The sequence below is a fragment of the Curtobacterium sp. 8I-2 genome (genome assembly GCF_902506155.1).
Classification (GTDB): domain Bacteria; phylum Actinomycetota; class Actinomycetes; order Actinomycetales; family Microbacteriaceae; genus Curtobacterium; species Curtobacterium poinsettiae.
Map to the genome: position 1 here is coordinate 132,284 of NZ_LR732827.1, position 18,576 is coordinate 150,859.

19 protein-coding genes are annotated in these 18,576 nt (G+C 71.5%); 4 read left to right on the plus strand and 15 right to left on the minus strand.

The genetic code is table 11. The features are described from left to right. Positions 1-587: 587 nt before the first annotated feature. Positions 588-875: a hypothetical protein gene (locus BOSE127_RS04345; RefSeq protein ID WP_017887425.1), complete on the plus strand. Its 288-nt coding sequence runs from the start codon at positions 588-590 to the stop codon at positions 873-875. Positions 876-1,041: 166 nt separating this feature from the next. On the opposite strand, the gene BOSE127_RS04350 is transcribed toward BOSE127_RS04345, so the two are convergent. Continuing rightward, entirely contained in the window at positions 1,042-2,508 is a 1,467-nt protein-coding gene (locus BOSE127_RS04350; RefSeq protein WP_017887427.1) for a peptide MFS transporter, read from the minus strand. 198 nt (positions 2,509-2,706) lie between these two features. On the opposite strand from BOSE127_RS04350, the gene BOSE127_RS04355 reads away from it, so the two are divergent. Continuing rightward, on the plus strand, positions 2,707-4,857 hold the full coding sequence (locus BOSE127_RS04355; protein ID WP_159556324.1) for an acyl-CoA dehydrogenase family protein: 2,151 nt from the start codon (positions 2,707-2,709) through the stop codon (positions 4,855-4,857). A 45-nt stretch (positions 4,858-4,902) separates the two neighbouring features. Here the strand turns inward: BOSE127_RS04355 and csrA are convergent, their stop codons facing one another. From csrA to BOSE127_RS04420, 13 genes are all read right to left on the minus strand, one after another. Beyond that, positions 4,903-5,196 carry a carbon storage regulator CsrA gene (gene csrA / locus BOSE127_RS04360; protein WP_159556326.1) on the minus strand — a complete coding sequence of 98 codons (294 nt, stop codon included), beginning with the start codon at positions 5,194-5,196 and terminating at the stop codon, positions 4,903-4,905. Between the two features lie 4 nt (positions 5,197-5,200). Continuing rightward, complete coding sequence (locus BOSE127_RS04365) at positions 5,201-6,124, minus strand: hypothetical protein (protein WP_159556328.1); 924 nt, start codon at positions 6,122-6,124, stop codon at positions 5,201-5,203. After that, entirely contained in the window at positions 6,099-8,153 is a 2,055-nt protein-coding gene (locus tag BOSE127_RS04370; protein ID WP_159556330.1) for a flagellar biosynthesis protein FlhA, read from the minus strand. The genes BOSE127_RS04365 and BOSE127_RS04370 overlap by 26 nt, the downstream gene beginning before the upstream one ends. Then, a complete protein-coding gene (locus BOSE127_RS04375) occupies positions 8,150-9,343 on the minus strand; it encodes an EscU/YscU/HrcU family type III secretion system export apparatus switch protein (RefSeq protein ID WP_159556332.1) in 1,194 nt (397 codons plus the stop codon). Before BOSE127_RS04375 ends, BOSE127_RS04370 begins: the two co-directional genes overlap by 4 nt. Before the next feature lie 4 nt (positions 9,344-9,347). After that, entirely contained in the window at positions 9,348-10,106 is a 759-nt protein-coding gene (locus BOSE127_RS04380; RefSeq protein ID WP_017887432.1) for a flagellar biosynthetic protein FliR, read from the minus strand. After that, complete coding sequence (locus BOSE127_RS04385; protein ID WP_017887433.1) at positions 10,106-10,381, minus strand: flagellar biosynthetic protein FliQ; 276 nt, start codon at positions 10,379-10,381, stop codon at positions 10,106-10,108. The genes BOSE127_RS04380 and BOSE127_RS04385 overlap by 1 nt, the downstream gene beginning before the upstream one ends. Before the next feature lie 9 nt (positions 10,382-10,390). Then, positions 10,391-11,227, minus strand: coding sequence for a flagellar type III secretion system pore protein FliP (fliP, locus tag BOSE127_RS04390; protein ID WP_042537111.1), 837 nt, complete (start codon positions 11,225-11,227; stop codon positions 10,391-10,393). After that, complete coding sequence (locus BOSE127_RS04395; protein WP_159556334.1) at positions 11,224-11,844, minus strand: FliO/MopB family protein; 621 nt, start codon at positions 11,842-11,844, stop codon at positions 11,224-11,226. Before BOSE127_RS04395 ends, fliP begins: the two co-directional genes overlap by 4 nt. 7 nt (positions 11,845-11,851) lie before the next feature. Continuing rightward, positions 11,852-12,556 (minus strand): flagellar motor switch protein FliN, encoded by a 705-nt coding sequence (gene fliN / locus BOSE127_RS04400; protein WP_017887436.1) that lies wholly within the window; start codon positions 12,554-12,556, stop codon positions 11,852-11,854. Further along, positions 12,556-13,434 (minus strand): flagellar motor switch protein FliM, encoded by an 879-nt coding sequence (locus BOSE127_RS04405; RefSeq protein ID WP_017887437.1) that lies wholly within the window; start codon positions 13,432-13,434, stop codon positions 12,556-12,558. The genes fliN and BOSE127_RS04405 overlap by 1 nt, the downstream gene beginning before the upstream one ends. Positions 13,435-13,595: 161 nt before the next feature. Next, complete coding sequence (locus tag BOSE127_RS04410; protein WP_017887438.1) at positions 13,596-14,525, minus strand: OmpA/MotB family protein; 930 nt, start codon at positions 14,523-14,525, stop codon at positions 13,596-13,598. A gap of 2 nt (positions 14,526-14,527) precedes the next feature. Next, a complete protein-coding gene (locus BOSE127_RS04415) occupies positions 14,528-15,361 on the minus strand; it encodes a motility protein A (RefSeq protein WP_017887439.1) in 834 nt (277 codons plus the stop codon). Position 15,362: 1 nt separating this feature from the next. After that, positions 15,363-15,665, minus strand: a complete 303-nt coding sequence (locus BOSE127_RS04420; RefSeq protein WP_017887440.1) for a flagellar FlbD family protein — start codon at positions 15,663-15,665, stop codon at positions 15,363-15,365. Between the two features lie 128 nt (positions 15,666-15,793). Between BOSE127_RS04420 and BOSE127_RS04425 the strand changes: the two genes are divergently transcribed. Beyond that, entirely contained in the window at positions 15,794-16,873 is a 1,080-nt protein-coding gene (locus BOSE127_RS04425; protein ID WP_159556336.1) for a hypothetical protein, read from the plus strand. 560 nt (positions 16,874-17,433) lie between these two features. Next, a complete protein-coding gene (locus BOSE127_RS04430) occupies positions 17,434-17,631 on the plus strand; it encodes a hypothetical protein (protein ID WP_159556338.1) in 198 nt (65 codons plus the stop codon). 13 nt (positions 17,632-17,644) lie between these two features. Here the strand turns inward: BOSE127_RS04430 and BOSE127_RS04435 are convergent, their stop codons facing one another. Then, positions 17,645-18,487 carry an alpha/beta hydrolase gene (locus BOSE127_RS04435; RefSeq protein WP_159556340.1) on the minus strand — a complete coding sequence of 281 codons (843 nt, stop codon included), beginning with the start codon at positions 18,485-18,487 and terminating at the stop codon, positions 17,645-17,647. Between the last annotated feature and the right edge of the window lie 89 nt (positions 18,488-18,576).

Here is an 18,576-nt window from a genome sequence, read left to right on the forward strand (position 1 = left end):
CGTCGTCCCGCCGGTCGCAACACCCCGCTCACCTTCGCGCGCTGGTCACGAAGTGACGCCTCGCTGCGCCACCGCCGACACTTCGTGACCACCCGACGCGATGCCGACGGGGTGTCCTGACCACCCGGCGGGGTGTCCTGGGGTCACGATGACGGTCTGGAGGCGCGGGGCGGGCCCGCCACGCGCCTCCCGGCCGTCGTCCCGCAGGTCGCAACACCCCGCTCACCTTCGCGCGCTGGTCACAAACCGTCGGATGGAGGCCGCGTCGCCGACAGTTGGTGACCAATCGCCGCGATGCCGACGGGGTGTCCTGACCACCCGGCGGGGTGTCCTGGGGCCACGATGACGGTCTGGAGGCGCGGCGCGGGCCCGCCACGCACCTCCCGGCCGCTGGTGGGCAGGTCACAACACCCCGCTCACCTTCGCGCGCTGGTCACAAACCGTCGGATGGAGGCCGCGTCGCCGACGGTCTGCGACCGCTCGTCGCACGCACGGCGGGGTGTCCCGACCACCCGGCAGCGGGGCCGTCAGCGTGTCGGCAGGCGCCGCACAGACGTTCCTTGACCGCCCGACGCTACGGTGATGGCGTGTTCGGACGCCGCCGCTCCCCCAGTCCCCGCCCCGACGACGCTGCCGGTCTCGGCATCGGTGCCCTCGTGCAGGTCATCGATACCGATAAGGGTGGCGAGCAGTGGGCCGACGAGCCGATCGGGGTGATCGTGGCTCCCGGTGGGAGCCAGATCGGCGGGACACAGCGCACGTGGACTGTCGCGTTCGAGGAGCCCGTGTACACGAAGGACGGCCGCGGCCCCTTCGAGCGCGCGACCGTCCTGAGTCGTCAGCTGGTGCCGGTCACGACCGACAGCGGCGAGTAGTCCGGGTCAGGGACTCAGTACTCTTCGGAGCCGCTCTTCATCATGGCTGCGACGGCCATGCAGCACCCGACGCCGCCGAGGACGCCGACGCCGATGATGATCCCTGCGATGAGTTCGAGCATGGGTGGTGACTCCTTGGTTGCTTCGGCGTGTGGCTGCGCTCAGGTTACCGGATGCCGCGCATGAGCCGCAGCACTGGCTTGGCCAGGATCAGCAGGACCACGCCCACCGCGACGGCGACCAGGCCGAGGATCGTGAAGTACGGGGCTTCGTTCGACGGGTCGTAGTACCGGGACAGCACCCCGGTGACGGCGGTGCCGAGCGACACCGACAGGAAGAACAGCGCGACCATCTGGGTCTGGAACTTCGGCGGCGCGAGCTTCGTGGCGACGGACTGACCGACGGGCGAGAGCAGCAGTTCGGCGAGGGTGAACACCAGCAGGATGCCGACGAGTGCGAGCAGCGGCGTGCCGTTCTCGCCCGAGCCGACGAACGGCAGGAACAGCAGGAACGCGAGCCCCATGATCCCGGTGCCGAGCGCGAACTTCGTCGGGGTGGACGGCTGGCGGTCGCCGAGCTTCGTCCACAGGGCCGCGAAGACCCCGGACAGCACGATGATGAAGATCGGGTTGATCGACTGCACCCACGACACCGGCATCTCCCACCCGAACAGGGAGCGGTCGAGCCGCTGGTCCGAGTAGACCGTCACGACGGTGAACTGCTGCTGGTACAGCGACCAGAACACGGCGCTGCCGATGAACAGCGGGATGAACGCGAAGACGCGCGACCGCTCGTCGCGGGTGATGCCGCTCGACAGGATGACGACGAAGTACCCGATGGTGGCCAGCACGACGACGACCACGACGACGGTGGGCAGGTTGCCGACGTTCAGCAGGCCGGTCAGCACGGCGATGACGATGACGACGAGTGCGACGATGACGCCCGCACCGATCAGGGGCAGCCGGCGACGGTCGACGGGGTTGGCGACGTGCCGGACCACCTCGGGCAGCTTCCTCCGCCGGATCGCGTACTGCACCAGGCCGGCGGCCATGCCGACCGCGGCCAGGCCGAAGCCCCAGTGGAAGCCGAGCGAGCTCTGCAGCAGCCCGGTGAGCAGCGGCCCGAAGAACGCGCCGAGGTTCACGCCGAGGTAGTAGAGCGAGAAGCCGGCGTCGCGTCGGGGGTCCTCGCGGCTGTACAGACCGCCTACGATCGTGGTGGCGGTGGCCTTGAGTCCGCCGGAGCCGAGCGCGATCAGGACGAGGCCGACCCCGACCCCGGCCACCCCGGGGATGAGCGCGAGGGCGATGTGCCCGAGCATCACGACGATCGCGCTGCCGAACAGCGTGCGGTCCGCGCCGATCAGCCGGTCGGCGATCCACGCCCCGATGATCGTGAACAGGTAGACCGCGCCGCCGTAGGCACCCATGATGCCGGTGGCGATGCCCTTGTCGATCCCCAGACCGCCCTGCGTCAGGGAGTAGTACATGTAGATGAGGACGATGCCCTGCATCCCGTAGAACGAGAACCGCTCCCAGAGTTCCACCGCGAACGGTGTCGACAGCTCGAACGGTTGCCCGAAGAAGGTGCGCCCGGGACGGGCTTCGCGGTCCGCGGGGGTGGTACGTGACATGGCGGCAAGTCTGCCCCCGGGCGGCCGGGCGCGCCCAATCGTCGAACACCCCTCATTTCTTTGGAGGGTTCCCACGACGCCGTGACGGCACCGACGACACGGGGTTGTGCGGCCCGCACGGCGTTCCCGCCACTGTCGGCAGGGGTGTCTAGCGTGGACGGTGCAACACGGACACCGCAGTTCAGGAGGACTCCGCCCATGGTCGACACCGCACCCGCCCAGCGCACCACCCCCGCCAGCGGCAGCGACACCGCGCCGGACGTCGACGCGAAGAACGCCGCGCAGCACGCCGCGCCGAACGCCGACGCCGCCGGCGACCCGGCAGCGGGCACCCCGACCGCCGGCACCGACACCGATGTCCACATCGACGTCGAACTGGTGCAGGAGCTCCTGCTCGGACGCTGGGCCGAGGACCGCCGGATCTCCCGCCGCCTGGCGCTCGACCCCGCGATGCAGAAGATCGAGGGCCAGCCGATCCCCGAGCACCGGGCACGCGTACTCGAGCAGCTCCGCACCCTGGTCGACGCCGGTGCCATCCAGCGCCCCTACCCCGCCGAGTTCGGCGGCCAGGACAACCACGGCGGCAACATCGCGGCGTTCGAGGAACTCGTCGTCGCCGACCCGTCGATGCAGATCAAGGCCGGGGTGCAGTGGGGGCTGTTCGGCTCCGCCGTGCACCACCTGGGCACCGAGGCGAACCACCGTGAATTCCTGCCGGGCATCGTCTCGTTCGAGGTCCCCGGCTGCTTCGCGATGACCGAGACCGGCCACGGCTCGGACGTCCAGAGCATCGCCACGACCGCCACCTACGACCCCGCGACCCAGGAGTTCGAGATCCACACGCCGTTCCGTGGCGCGTGGAAGGACTACATCGGCAACGCGGCCCTGCACGGGCACGCCGCCGTCGTGTTCGCGAAGCTCGTGACCGCGGGTGTCGACCACGGCGTGCACGCGTTCTACGTGCCGCTCCGCGACGCCGAGGGGGCGTTCCTGCCCGGTGTGAGCGGTGAGGACGACGGGCCGAAGGGCGGCCTGAACGGCATCGACAACGGCCGGCTCGCGTTCGATCACGTCCGGGTCCCCCGCACGAACCTGCTGAACCGCTACGGCGACGTCGCCGCGGACGGTACTTACTCGTCACCGATCGCCTCGCCCGGCCGCCGGTTCTTCACGATGCTCGGCACCCTGGTGCAGGGACGGGTGTCGCTCGACGGCGCCGCGGTCGTCGCGCAGAAGATCGCGCTGCAGATCGCCCTGACCTACGCGATGCAGCGCCGCCAGTTCCCGACCGGCAACGGCACCGAGGGCGTCCTGCTCGACTACGGCCGACACCAGCGTCGTCTGATCCCGCGCCTGGCGACGGTGTTCGCGCAGTCGTTCGCGCACGAGAAGCTCCTGCGCACCTTCGACGACGTCTTCAGCGGGCGGAAGGACACCCCGGAGCGACGCGAGGACCTGGAGACCCAGGCGGCCGCGTTCAAGTCGATGTCGACCTGGTCGGCGCTCGACACCCTGCAGGAAGCCCGTGAGGCCTGCGGCGGTGCCGGGTTCCTCGCCGAGAACCGTCTGACCGGGCTCCGCGCCGACCTCGACGTCTACGTGACGTTCGAGGGCGACAACACCGTGCTGCTGCAGCTCGTCGGCAAGCGCCTGCTCACCGAGTTCCGCGCGAAGGCCCCGAAGGACCCGGCGTCCACCGCGAAGTTCGTGGCGGCCGTCGCCGCGTCGAAGCTCGCCGACGCGTCGGGCATCCGTCGGCTCGGCCAGACCGTGGCCGACCGCGGCTCGCTGGCCGCGAGCGTCGCCGACCTGCAGGACCCCCGGACGCAGCGCGAACTGCTCGCCGGTCGGGTCGACACCATGGTCGCCGAGATCGGGATGCGCCTGGCGTCGGCCGGCAAGGACCGCGCCCGCGCGGCCAGACTGCTCAACCGCTCGCAGCACGAGCTCATCGAGGCGTCCAAGGCCCACGCCGAACTCATGCAGTGGGACGCCTTCACCGAGGCGCTCGACGAGGTGACCGAGGGCGACACCCGCCGCGTGCTCGTCTGGCTGCGGGACCTGTTCGCGCTCGGCCTGCTCGAGCAGCACCTGGACTGGTACCTGCTGCACGGCCGGCTGTCGGCGCAGCGTGCCCGTGCGGTGTCGGCGTACGTCGACCGGCTCGTCGCCCGGGTGCGTCCGATCGTGCCGCAGCTGCTCGAGACCTTCGGCTACGAGCCCGGTCACGTCCGTGCGCCGATCGCGCTCGGTGCCGAGCAGGCCCGACAGGACGAGGCTCGTGCCTGGTTCGCCGCCGAGGCCGCGGCCGGCCGCCTGCCGGAGCAGGAGAAGAAACCCCGTCCGTGACGGACGAGCAGCCGCGCCCATGACGGGCGTGGCTGCTCCGGACGACTAGGAGTCGGCCGGCGCGGAGTCGGACGGTGCGGACGAGGCCGGGCCGTGCGCGGCAGCCCCGCCACGTGCCCCGAGTGCCGCGCGCAGCTGCGCCTCGGCGTCGTCGCCGGCGGCAGCGGCCTCGGCGTTCGCCTCGGCGACCGCACGCACGACCTCTTCCCGCTGGATCTTCACGCCGCGCGGGGCGTCGATGCCGATCCGGACGCCGTCGCCCCGGGAGTCGAGCACCGTGATGACGATGTCGTCGCCGACGAGGATCCGCTCGCCGACCTTCCGCGTGAGTACCAGCACCCGTTCAGCCTAGCGACACGACGGGGAGCCCCAGCAGGTCCGCCGACCCGGGCGTGGCGGTCTCCCCCGCACCGATCGCGACCACCCCGACCACGGGCAGCCGCGACGCCACCGCGGACACCATCGCGGCCGAGTCCTCGGGCTTCCGCCCGACGTCGACCACGACCCACACCTGGTCGGCCTGCAGCCCGTCGCTCGTCGCGCGGTCGTCCCACGCGGCGACCGCGAGCACGGCGTGCCCGTCACGGACGCCGTCCGCCCGCGCCAGGATGGCTGCCCGGCGGTCGGCGGCGTCCGTCGGCCGGAGCGCGTGCCGCACCGCGAAGAGTCCGGCGGCCGCGTCGACGTCGTTCGGCCGCCCGACCAGGAGCACCAGGTCGCCGTCCGCGGACCGCACCGCCGGTGCGGTGGGCCGGTCCACCGGTGCCGGCGAGGGCGTGTCGAGGACGCGGGACGGGCCTCCCGACCGGGTCTCGGTGACCGCGTCGACGGCGGCCTGGAGGCGCGGGTCGACCCCCGCGGGCACGTCCGGCTCGGACGGGGCGCGCGTCGGGCGCGGGGCGCTCGTCGTGATGCCGTCCGCCTGGAACCCGTCGAGCACCGACGCGAACGCGTCGGCCCGCGTCGCCCTGGTGCCGTCGGTGCCGGCGATGCGTGCCTCGGCCGCCTCGGCGTCGGCGAGCAGCGCGGCGATGCCGACGCGCTGCTCGGGCGAGTCGGCGATGACCACCCGGGCGGTGGGCTGGTCCCCCGGTTCCGGCACCTCGACGGTGGCCTCGACGTGTGCCTTGCGGAACAGCCCGCCGAAGCCCGGCGAGGTCACCCGTTCGGCCGCGACGATCCGTGCACCCGCGCCGAACTCGGTCCGGACCGCGTCGCGGAGGGACTCGAGCGTGGCGCCGCTACGCTGCAATCGGGTCGGCGGCACGGACCACTCCCACGGTCTCGATGGTGGAGCCCGCGGCGGTGGCCTCCTGGTACGACAGCACCGGGAGCCCGTTCGACTGGGCGGCGACCATGCGGTGCACGGCCGGGCGGAGCTGCGGGGCGCAGACCAGGACGGCGGAGAGCCCCTGGTCCTCCACCGAGCGCACGGCGTCGCGGACGGAGCCCAGGACCTGCTCGATGCGGTGGGCGTCGAGGACGATCTGGCTGCCCTGCTCGGACGGCCGGAGCCCCTCGAGCATCGACTGCTCGAGCATCGGGTCGATCATGATGACGCGCAGCGTGCCGGCGTCGGTGTGGCGGGCGGCGAGGGCCGGTCCGAGGGCCGCGCGGGCGGACTCGACGAGCCCCTCGGGGTCGGTCGACACCTTGGCGCGGAGCGTGAGGGCTTCGCAGATCCGGCCGAGGTCGTTGATCGGCACGCGCTCGGCGAGCAGGCCCTGCAGCACCCGCTGCAGTTCGGCCATCGAGAGCATGCCGGGGACGAGTTCCTCGACGGCGGCGGGGTTGACCTGCTTGACGCCCTCGGTCAGGACCTTGACGTCCTCGCGGGTGAGCAGGCGTGCGGCGTTGTCGCCGATGACGGCCTGCAGGTGGGTGACGAGCACGGAGACACGGTCGATCACGGTCGCGCCGGTCATCTCGGCGGCGTGCCGGAGTTCGGCGGGCACCCACTTGCCGGTCAGGCCGAACACCGGCTCGACGGTCGCGGTGCCGGGCAGGCCGTCCAGGTGGTCGCCGAGCGCCAGGACACTGCGCGCGGGGGCGGTGCCCCGGCCGGCCTCGACCCCGGCGATGCGGATCGCGTACGTCGACGGCGGCAGGTCGATCGAGTCGCGGGTCCGGACCGGCGGGACGACGATGCCCATGTCGATCGCGATCTTGCGGCGGAGTGCCCGCACGCGGCCGAGCAGGTCGTCGGACGCGCCGGACACCATGTCGACCAGGTCGGGGGCGAGCAGGATCTCGAGGGCGTGGACGCGCATCTGCTCGAGCAGGTCCTCGGGGGTGTCGCCGGTCGGGGCCGCCGCCTCGAGCGCCTGCTGCTGGGCGGCGTCGGCCTCGGCGCGGGCGGCGTTCCGGCCGATGCGCCAGCCCGTGAACAGCAGGGTCGCGCCGACGAGCAGGAAGGGCAGGATCGGCATACCCGGGATGAACCCCATCGCGATCGCGGCGACACCGGCGATCATCAGGGCGTTCCGCGACTGCGACAGCTGCGTCGCGGCCGAGGACCCCATCTCGGACTCCGCGCCGGAACGGGTGACGATCATGCCCGTGGACACCGCCATGAGCAGCGCCGGGATCTGCGTGACCAGGCCGTCGCCGATCGTCAGGATGCCGTACTTCGACAGGGCGTCGGTGACGGACAGTCCGTTCTGCAGCATGCCGATCGCGATGCCGCCGATCAGGTTGATGATGATGATGAGGATGCCGGCGATCGCGTCGCCCTTGACGAACTTCGACGCACCGTCCATCGCGCCGTAGAAGTCGGCCTCGGCGGAGACGGCGGCGCGGCGCTCCTTGGCTTCCTGGTCGGTGATCAGCCCGGCGTTGAGGTCGGCGTCGATCGCCATCTGCTTGCCCGGCATCGCGTCGAGGGTGAACCGCGCCCCGACCTCGGCGACGCGCTCGGCGCCCTTCGTCACGACGACGAACTGGATGACGATGAGGATCAGGAAGATGACCGCGCCGATGATGATCGACCCCGAGACGGCGACGTGGCCGAACGCCTGGATGACGTCGCCGGCGAAGCCCTCGCCGAGCACCAGCCGGGTCGACGCGACGTTGAGGCCGAGCCGGAACAGGGTCGCGACGAGCAGCAGCGACGGGAACACCGAGAAGTCGAGCGGCTTCTTCACGAACAGCGTCGTGAGCAGGATCACCAGCGCCAGCAGGATGTTGATGATGATCAGGAAGTCGAGCAGGAACGACGGCACCGGCAGGATCAGCAGCAGGATGATGCCGACGATGAACACCGGGACGACGAGCTTCGGCAGGTCCTTGCGGTTCATGCGGGGAGTCCTTCGGTCTGGTTCTCTGCGATGCGCGGTGGGCGGAGCTTGCGGGGGCGGAGGTCACCGGTCAGGGTGGCCGGGTCGATGACGCTCGCGACCTCGTCCGGGGTGGTCGGCCGCGGCGGTGCGTGCGTGCCGGCGGCGGTGCCGCGGGCCTTGAGCGCCATCACGAAGGACAGGACGCGGGCCACCGGGGTGTACAGGTCGACGGGGATCTCGTGTCCGAGCTCGCAGGCGGCGTGCAGCGCTCGGGTGAGCGGGACGTCGCGGACGATCGGCACCCGCTCTTCCTCGGCACGCGCACGGATGACGTCGGCGACCGGGCCGGCGCCCTTCGCGACCACCCGGGGCGCGGACTTGCCCGGCTCGTACTTGATCGCGACGGCGTAGTGGGTCGGGTTCGTCATCACGACGTCCGCGGTGCCGATGGCCTGGATCATCCGGTTGCGGCTCATCGCGAGCTGGCGGGAGCGGCGCTGCGACTTCACCAGGGGGTCGCCGTCGCTCCGCTTGTTCTCGTCCTTGACCTCGCGCTTGGTCATCATCGTGCGCTTCCGGTTGCGGCGGATGACGACGAACACGTCGAGTGCCGCGAGGACGAGCCCGGCGACGATCGCGGCGCGCAGCAGGGTGCCCGAACCGGCTGCGGCGGCCTCGAGCACGGCCGACAGCGGCAGCGAGCCGCTCGACATCAGGACCGGCATGAGTCCCTGCACCGCGAACCAGAGGACGAGCCCGACGACGGCGGTCTTCAGCAGCGCCTTCGCGCCGTTCCAGAGTGCCTGGGTACCGAACACGCGCTTCAGTCCGGCCACGGGATCGAAGTGGTCGGGCTGCGGTGTCATCTTCCGGAAGTGCACCCCGCCCTGGGTGACGGCGGCGGCCAGCACGGCGACCGCGACCACGGCGAGCATCGGGCCGAGGGTCGCACCCATCGAACCGAGGGCGTCGGCGAGCAGTGCCCGCACGGCACCGATCTCCGGGTCCTCGATGACCCGCTGCACGGCGAGCAGCTGGTCCTGCCCGGCGGCGGCGGCGTTGCCGATCGCGGCGGGGATCATGAGCGCCGCGACGGCGATGCCGATCCACGCGCCGAGGTCCTGCGAACGGCCGACCTGGCCCTTCTCGTGGACCTCGCGCATCCGCTGTTGGGACGCCTGTTCGGAGCGTTCTCCGCTGTCGGACACGTCGTCACCCCCGTCCCGTGATCGCCTCGACGGCGTCGCCGGTCAGCGACGACACCACCGACGGCAGGGCCATGAAGAGCGCGCCGGCGAACAGGACGGTCAGACCGATCTTGATCGGGAACCCCATCTGGAACGCGTTGAGGGCCGGTGCGACGCGGGTGAGCAACCCGAGGCCGACGTCCGCCAGGAACAGCACGACGACGAGCGGCCCGGCGATCTGCAGGGTGGCGAGGAACATCTGGGACATCGCCGCGACGAGCATCGAGGCGAGCCCGTCGACCGCGAACGTGCCCGTGAGCGGCACGGCGTCGAACGACCGCACCAGCCCACCGACGATGAGCTGGTAGCCGCCCGAGGTGAAGAGCAGTGCGAGTGCGGTCATCTGGAACAGGCGGGTGAACTGGGCGCCGTTGACCTGCGACTGCGGGTCGAACGCCTGCGCGAGCGTGAACCCGCCGAACAGGTCGATGAGCGCACCCGCCGACTGCACGGCGGCGAACACCAGGAACACCAGGAACCCGAGGGACAGCCCGACCACGAGCTGGGTGAGCAGGGCGAGCAGGAACGGCCCCGTGTCGAGCGATTCGTAGCCGACGGCGACGCGCGGCGCGACGCCGATGGCGAGCCCCAGGCCGAGGATCACCTTCACGGTGCCCGGGAACGCCCGGTACGAGAACGGCGGCGCGATGACGAAGAACGCGACGAGCCGGACGCCGGCGAGCATGGTCGCCTCCAGACGGTCGGCGTCGATGGCGAGCTCCATCAACCGGCCCCCAGCAGCTTCGGGATCATGTCGAAGGCGACGTGCGTGAAGGCGATCATCTCCGAGATCATCCAGTTGCCGCAGACCACCAGGGCGATCGCGACGGCGACGGCCTTCGGCACGAACGAGAGCGTGACCTCCTGGATCTGCGTCACCGACTGGAACAGCGAGATCGCGAAGCCGACGACGAGCGAGGTCACCAGGACCGGGGCGGCGAGCTTGCCGGACACCAGGAGCGCCTGGAGCACGAGGTCGATGACGGCCTGCTGGTTCATGCGTGCCCCTTAGACAACGTGGTAGCTCTCGATGAGCGACGTGATGATGAGGCCCCAACCGTCGACCAGCACGAAGAGCAGGATCTTGAACGGCAGCGAGATCATGACCGGCGGGAGCATCATCATGCCCATCGACATCAGGGCCGCGGAGACGACGAGGTCGATCACCAGGAACGGGATGAAGATGACGAACCCGATGATGAACGCGCTGCGCAGCTCCGAGATGATGAACGCCGGGATCACCGTCGTCATCGGCACGTCCGCCATCGACTTCGGGTTGTCGAGCCCGGCGGCGCGTGTGATCAGGGCGACGTCCTCGTCGCGGGTCTGGTGGAGCATGAAGGTCCGCAGCGGCTTCGTGCCGATCTCGACGGCCTGGTTGAAGTCGAGGTGGCCGGCCAGGTAGGGCTGCAGGGCGTCGTCGTTGATGTGCCCGAGCACCGGTGCCATCACGAACAACGACAGGAACAGTGCCAGTCCGGCGATGACCTGGTTCGGCGGGATCGACTGCAGCCCGAGCGCGTTCCGGGTCATCGCGAGCACGACGAAGATCTTGGTGAACGACGTCATCATGAGCATCAGCGCGGGCGCGACGCTCAGCAGCGTGATGCCGATGAGGGTCACCACGGCGGACGACGGCGTGCCGTCCGGGCCGTTCACGCTGACGCTGAAGTCACCGGTCGCGGGGGCTGTCGGGGTCGCCGGGGCGGTGGGTTCGACGACGCCGGCGGCGTGCGCACCGGTGGTCGTGAGCATCAGGAACCCGGCGACGACCGCCAGGCCGAGCAGGACGAGGGCGACGAGTCGACCCGACCGTGCCAGCCGGTGCTGCTCTGCCGCCGTCACCCGGCCCGCCGGTTCCGCAGCGCGGCCGCGGCCTGGCGCCAGGTGTCGACCGACAGGATCGAGCCCTGCAGCTGTTGCGCGCTCGGCACGGCACGCTGCGGACGACGGTTGCGCGGGCGCATCGGCAACGGCGCGACGGCGCCGGCCACCGCGGGTCCGTCGGTCGCGTCGGCAGCGGCTGCCGGGAGGCCGGCCCCACCAGCCGGTTCCGGATCGACGCGCCCGCGGCGCTCCGGCCGTGCCTGGAGGGACGTGGTGGCGTCCGACTGCAGCGCGAGTTCCTGACCGAACACGTCGGCCGACGGTGCGGGGCGCACCGGTAGCGCGACCGGTCCGGTCACGATCGTGAGTTCCGGCGCGGGCGCCTGCCCGCTGGTGAGCAGGGCGACCCCGTGCTCGGAGACGCCGAGCACGAGCCGCTCCCCTTCGACGTCGACCACGACGACGCTCGCCTTGCCGCCGATGCCCTGCCGACCGACGACCTCGACGGTCGCGGCGCGACGGCCCGACGGCTTGCCCGAGAAGCGCTTGCGGCTCGCGCGGTGCAGCACCCACATCAGGGCGAGCACGACGCCGAGCGAGAGCGCGACGCGGAGGGTGACGACGAGGGTGTCCACGTGCGGGTCAGACCGTTTCGGCGACGTCGAGGATGCGGGTGATCCGGACCGCGTAGTCCTGGTCGACGACGACGACCTCGCCGTGCGCGATGAGGCGGCCGTTCAGCAGGACGTCGGCGGGGGCACCGGCACTGCGGTCGAGCTCGACGACGGCGCCGGGCTCCATGCCGAGCACGTCACGGACCGACATCCGGGTGCGGCCGATCTCGACCGTCAGGGTCATCTCGACGTTGTTGATCCGGCCGAGGTTGCCCGCGGGCAGGTTCGCCACGACGGGCGCCGACACCGTGCCGTTCTCGCGGATCCGGATGCCGAACCACCCGGCGGGCAGCCCACCGGCGGTCAGTTCGAACACGACGGTGTCCGGGTCGGCCAGCAGCGACGCCGCCGACTCGCGGCCCGCCTCGCCGAGCACCCCGACGCCGAGGACCCCGGCCGCGGCCTCGAGCGACGGACGCAACACGTCCGTGACGGCCACGATCCCGTGGTCGGTGCCGCCTGCGGCCGTGATCGCCTCGAGGTCGGTGAGCACGAGTGCCAGGTCGGCCGACAGGCCGCCGACGAACGACGCGACCACGGCGTCGGTCGCCGCGTCGAGCACGACCGGTGTCGCGCCTCCAGGCAGGAGCACCGCGGTCAAGGGGGCGGCCGTCGGGAGCTGCGCCGCGAGCGACTCGGCCGCTGCGGTGTGGAGGGTGGTCGTTTCGGTCATCAGTGCTGCTCCGTGCTCGTGGTGGTGACGACGATGCCGGCGAGGCGCGAGCCGTTCGCGCCGACCGCGGCGGTGCCGACGGGTTCGCCGTCGACCGCGATGGTGAGGGGCCGGTGCTGCGGGTGCGGCAGCGGCAGGACGTCGCCGACGGCGAGCCGCAAGACCTGCGTCGGCAGGACCGCGGCCGGGGCGAAGCGCAGGCTGACGCCGACCGGCACGCTCTCGAGCTGCGCGTCGAGCAGGGCGCGGGCGTCGGCGGGCGACACGTGCGCGGCGGCCTCGCCGAGCTGCGGCAGGACGGCCTCGGCCGGCAGGGCCAGCGTGCCCGGAGCGATGCGGTCGCCGACCCGGATCGAGAACGAGGCGACGATCATCAGGTCGCCCTTCTGAGCGGCCTGGGCGAACTGGCTGTTGAACTGGAACCCGCCGACCGTGACGTCCTGCGCGAGCAGCCCGCCGAACGAGTACCGCAGGTCGTCGAGGGCGTCCTCGACGATCTTGCGCACCAGGGCCTGCTCGATGGGCGTGAAGGTGCGGTCCGGGGTCGGCAGCGGCTTCGAGGCGCCCAGCGCGTGCGACACCCACGTCAGGGCGGCGTCGAGCGGGAGCTGCAGCACGCCCTTCGAGGTGAGCTCGGTGATCGGCAGCAGCACCATGCCGGTGAGCGCGGGCAGCGACGCGGCGTACTCGTCGTACGTCGTCATCTGCACCTGCTCGCAGGTGACCTGGCTGACCGCGCGGACCTTCGCCGTCAGCTGCGTGCCCCACTGGCGCGCGAAGGTCTCGAAGGCGAGCTCAAGCACCCGGGCGTGCTCACGGGCCAGCGTCGACGGGCGCGCGAAGTCGTACACCTCGGGCGCTGGCAGGGTCTCGGTCACGGGTGCGTCTATCGGTCACCTGTGGGGCACCCGTCAGTGCTGTACCCCGTAGTGGGGCGGTGGGGGCAGCGCTGGTGCGCTCCGTGCGGTGTGTGTCTCAGTCCTGGTGCGCTCCGTGCGGTGTGTGTCTCAGTCCTGCTGCGCTCCGTGCGGTGTGTGTCTCAGCCCTGCTGCGCTCCGTCCTGCGCCTTCGCCAGCGCCGGCATCAGGGCGCTGACGTCCTGGTCGGCGTTCGACAGGACCACGATGTCGACCCGCCGGTTCAGGGCGAGGTCCTGGTCGGTGCCGCCCTTCGCCAGCGGCCGGCTCGACCCGAACCCGACGCTCTGCACGTGGTCGCCGGGCATCCCGCCCCGCTCGACCAGGTCGCGCAGGACCCCGGTCGCCCGTGCCGCGCTGAGCTCCCAGTTCGTCGCGTACGGGGCGGTCGAGTTCCGCTGGTCGGCGTGCCCCTCGACGCTGACGTCGTGGTGGCTCGTCCGCAGGACCGGGGCGATCGCGTCCATGATCCGGCGCGCCTGGTCGGACAGGTCGGCGCTGTTCGTCCCGAAGTAGGTCTCGCTGCCGACCAGCCGGACGATCAGACCGCGGGCATCGACGGTGAACTGCACGTTGGCGGTCTGGCCGGCCTCGGTCAGGTTCTCCTGGATCGCGCTCTTGATCGCCGTCAGGTCGTCGAGCTCACGCTTCGCCTCGGTGAGGTCCCGCTTCGACGCGGTCGTCGGCACCACGGTCGACGCGGGATCGACGTTCGTGTCCTTCGTGCCCGACGAGGCGGTGGAGTGGTCGGCCTGCGACTTGTCGGTCGAGTAGCCGGAGCCGTCCTCGACCTGGTCCTTCGTCACGACGGTGCCGCTCGCGGTGTCGATCTTCTGCGAGTCGACCTCGCCGAAGCCGGTCGCGAGCGACTGCTTCAGCTGGATGTACTTCTGCTGGTCGACGGTGGACATCGCGAACAGCACGAGGAACATGCACATCAGCACCGTGATCATGTCCATGTACGACGCCATCCAGCGCTCGTCGGGGTGCTCAGCCTCGTCGTGGGACTTCTTCGCGCGACCTCGGCCGCGGCCACGGGGGTTGGCGCTCACCGTCAGGCCGCCAGCTGCTGGTCGTCGGCCGCGTCGGCCTTGCCACCGGCCTTGGTGCCCTTGCCGCCCTTGCCGCCGGTGTCGGCGCGGGCGCCGGGCGGCACCATGGCCTTCAGGCGCTCACCGAGCAGACGAGGCTGGCTGCCCGCCTGCACCGCGAGCAGCCCCTCCATCAGGAGCGTCTGGCGGTCCGACTCGAGCTGGGCGAGCTTGCGGAGCTTCCCGCCGATCGGCAACCACATGAAGTTCGCGGTGAGCAGGCCCCACAGGGTGGCGACGAACGCGCTGGCGATCAGGGGTCCGAGCTCGTCGGGCTTGCCGAGGTTCGCGAGCACGTGGGTCAGCGAGACGACGGTGCCGATGATGCCGACGGTCGGAGCGAAGCCGCCCAGGCCCATGAAGAACGCGCTCGCGCTGCGGGTCGGGGCCGCGTTCGACTCGATCTCGTCCTCGAGCAGGATCCGCAGCTCGTCACCGTCGGTGCCGTCCGCGATGTTCTGCAGCGCCTTCTTCATGAACGGGTCGTCGTGCTTGTCGGCCTCCTGCTCGAGGGCGAGCAGGCCGTTCGCACGCGCTGTCTCGGCGAGCCCCACGACGTCGTCGATGACCGACGCCGGCGGGGTGACCTTGCCGGTGAACGCCTTCGGCACGGCCTTGAAGCTGGCGATCGCGTCCTTGAGGGTGGTGCTGGCGATGCCGCAGCCGATGGTGGCACCGAACACGAGCAGCATCGGAGCGGGCAGGAAGAGCCCACCGAGCTCGACGTGCTCCATCTGGACCATGCCGAACAGGGCGCCGAAGGCGAGCAGGATCCCGACGATCGTTGCGATGTCCACGTCAGCGACCCCCGTCCAGCGCGCGGCCGTGCTGCGTCGAGCGGAGGGCAGCGACCGGGGCGAGCGTCGGCTGCGAACCGGTGTTCGTGCTCGCGCGCGGGGCCAGGTCGGTGCCGTAGGCCATGCCCACGATGCGTGCGCGGTACGCGGCGATCAGGTCGATGACGTCGGCCATCGACTCCCGCACGATGTACTTCGCACCGTCGACCATGATCAGCGTCGTGTCCGGCGTCTCCTGGATGCGCTCCACGAGATCGGGGTTCACAGCGAATCCGCTGCCGTTCAGTCGTGTGACGACGATCATGGCCCGTCCTGGTTCTCGATCGTCCCGCCGCCGTCCGTGGGGCGGGATGCGGGCCCGTCCGTGGGCCAGCACCCAGGGCTATCGGCGGATGCGGCGCGTGCGTTAGTGGCCGTCAGTAGCCTGGTTCCGTGATCGATGCCTCGGACCTGCTCGCGCACCCGCGTGGCCGGCGTTTCTGCCTCGAGCTCGTCAGCGGTGTCCAGGACTCCGACGACCCGGCCGCCGTGCAGCTCGGCCACCTGCTCTTCTGGGCGGACTACCACCTCGGCGTCGAACGCGGCGACGACCGAACGCTCTTCGGCATCGGTGCCGCGATCGAACCCGAGCCGGCTCCGGACCTGGCACCGGTGGCGAGCGCACTCGCGGCGGTGCCACTGCCGTCCGTGGGCGAGGACGACGTCGTGGTCGCGCTCGAGTCGACTGCGGACAGCGCGCTGTGGTGGCAGCAACCCGATGCGCTGGACGCGCTCCTCGCTCGGACGGAACTGCAGGCCGCGTTCCGGCGGCTCGCTCGGTGGGCGGTCGACAGCCCGGTCGTGCGCCGGCTCTTCGACCCGCAGGGCGGAGCATGGACCGTCGAGTTCGACGAGGACGAGCAGCCCCGACGCCCGGGAGTGGCAGAGGCGCTCGCCGAATGGTCCCGGGAGCTGCGCCGCGAGGACGCCGAGGGGAACCCGGGGGTGACCAGCGGGGTGTGGTGGACGACTCCGCCGTGGCCACTCACGCCGCACACGCGAGCGCCGTTCCCGTCCGCCGGGCCGCTGGCGCTCTGGGCGGTCGAGGACTCCTTCGGGCAGGAACGCGCCGTCGTCTCGGCCGTGCCCGCCGATGTCACCGCGCGGGTGTGCACCGTCGACGGGCCCGACGACTGGGCTGCGCTGTGCCGCCGCTGGCCGCTCGACGTGACACGGACCACCCGGCGGAACGACTGGGCCCTGGCGACCGGACGGCAGGGCGACTGGGTGCTGCCGGACTGGTCAGCGGTGGCCACCGAGTTCGACGTCGTGCACCTGACCGTCGCTGGTTGGTTCCGCACGTCCGGGCTCGCGGTGCGGGTCGACGACGACCGGGCGAGTGTCGTCGCCGGGTGGACGCCGGACTCCGCGTACCGGCTCACCGACCGGGGCGCCGGGGACGACGCCGTCACGGGCGATCCGGAGACCTGGTCGCGTCCCGGCAACGCCGGGGTCTGGCGCCGTCTCAGCTGATCCCCAGCAAACCGCTGCATCCGATCGGGGTGCTCCACCGGTAGTGGGGGTGCGACGTCGAGGACGACGCCGGTGGCAACTCCACCGCGGTCGCACGACTGCCGTCCTCCGACGAGCTCAACCATCGTGAGATCGCCGAACGGCTCGAGAGCCACATCCACCGAAGTCTGACTCGGCTCCGAACACGTCTCGAGGTGATCGAATGAAGCACGTCGACGACGAGACGCTGGCGATGCTCGCGGTCTCCGATCAGGTGGCCTCGGACGGGATCGCCGAGCACCTGGCGTCCTGCGACCGATGCCGCGACGAGGTGGCCGCGCTGCAACGGGTCGCCGCGGTGACCCGGGCGTCCGAGGGCGTCGGGCTGATCGCGCCCCCGGAGCACGTGTGGGAGTGGATCGCGGCCGAGATCGCACGGACGCCGCAACAGGCAGCGCGGGCCACCGAACCCGGACCCGGAGCAGGGCGAGCGCCGGGGGCACACGAGCGGCGCGCCAGGGTCCCAGGCGCAGCGCCGTGCGGTGCCTCGCCGTCCGCGTCGTCGCCGTCCGCTCGCGGTCGTGCTCGCTGGCGTCGGCGTGCTCGCCGTGGTCCTCGGCGTCGGTGTGGCGACCGGTGTCGTGCCCGGACTCCCCCGCGGTGACGCCGAGACCGTCGCCGCGCTGCCCCGCTCGTCCGGGACGACCGGCCGCGCCGAACTCGAATGCGCGCTCCGGCGACTCGATCGTCCGTGGCACCCTCAGGGATCCCTGACCTGACCGGACCGTGCGGTCACTCGGACGTGCCGTGTCGCTCGACGCGCGCGAGCAGGTGCCCGTGGAGGAAGTCGTAGGTCCTGGTGAGGGCGTCGGTCCGCGTGCTCATCTCGGCGAAGTCGTGGTGGCCACCGTCGACGAGCATGAACTCGTGGGGAACACCCTGTTCTGCGAGCGTCGCGGCGAGGGACACGCTCTGCTCGACGGGTACGACCCGGTCGTCGGTCCCGTGGAGCAGGAACGTCGGCGCGGACTCGGCCGTGATGTGGTCTGCGGGTCGGAACCACCGACTGCCGTCCGCACCGGGTGCCCCGAACGCGGTGTGCAGGGGTGACCCGGGGGCACGGAGCTCCGGTGAGCGGAGCGGATCGTGCATGCCGTACCAGCTGGCGACCGCGCACACCCGCTCCGGTTCCGAGGGAGCCGAGGCGCCGACGATCGTCGCGATGGTCGCGCCGGCGGAGTTGCCCCAGAGCGCGACCGCACCCGGATCCAGGTTGAACGCGTCCGCGTGTGCGCGGAGGAAACGGAGCGCTTCCCGCACGTCGTCGACCGGGGCAGGGAACCGCGCCTCGTTGCTGGTCCGGTACTCGACACTGGCGACGGCGACCCCGCGCTCGGCCAGGGCCACCAGCGCGGGGACGTACCGGGCTCGGTGGACGTTCCGGAACCCGCCGCCCTTGATGAAGACGACCAGGGGCGTCGGTGTCGCGGTCACGGGCTTCAGGAGGTCGAAGTGCAGCTGTCGTCCGCCCGGGAACAGGGCTCCGTCGCGGAACTGCGAGTACACGAGGTCCGTGTACTGCTCCACGAAGCAGTGCGTGGGACTGCCGAGCGCGACGGTGGAGGAGTGTGTCATGCGGTCCGTTCGGGTCGAGTCGGAGAACCGCGGCGACCGCTGGTTGCTCGGTCGTCCGGTCCGGGTGCCAGGACACACCATCTCCCTCG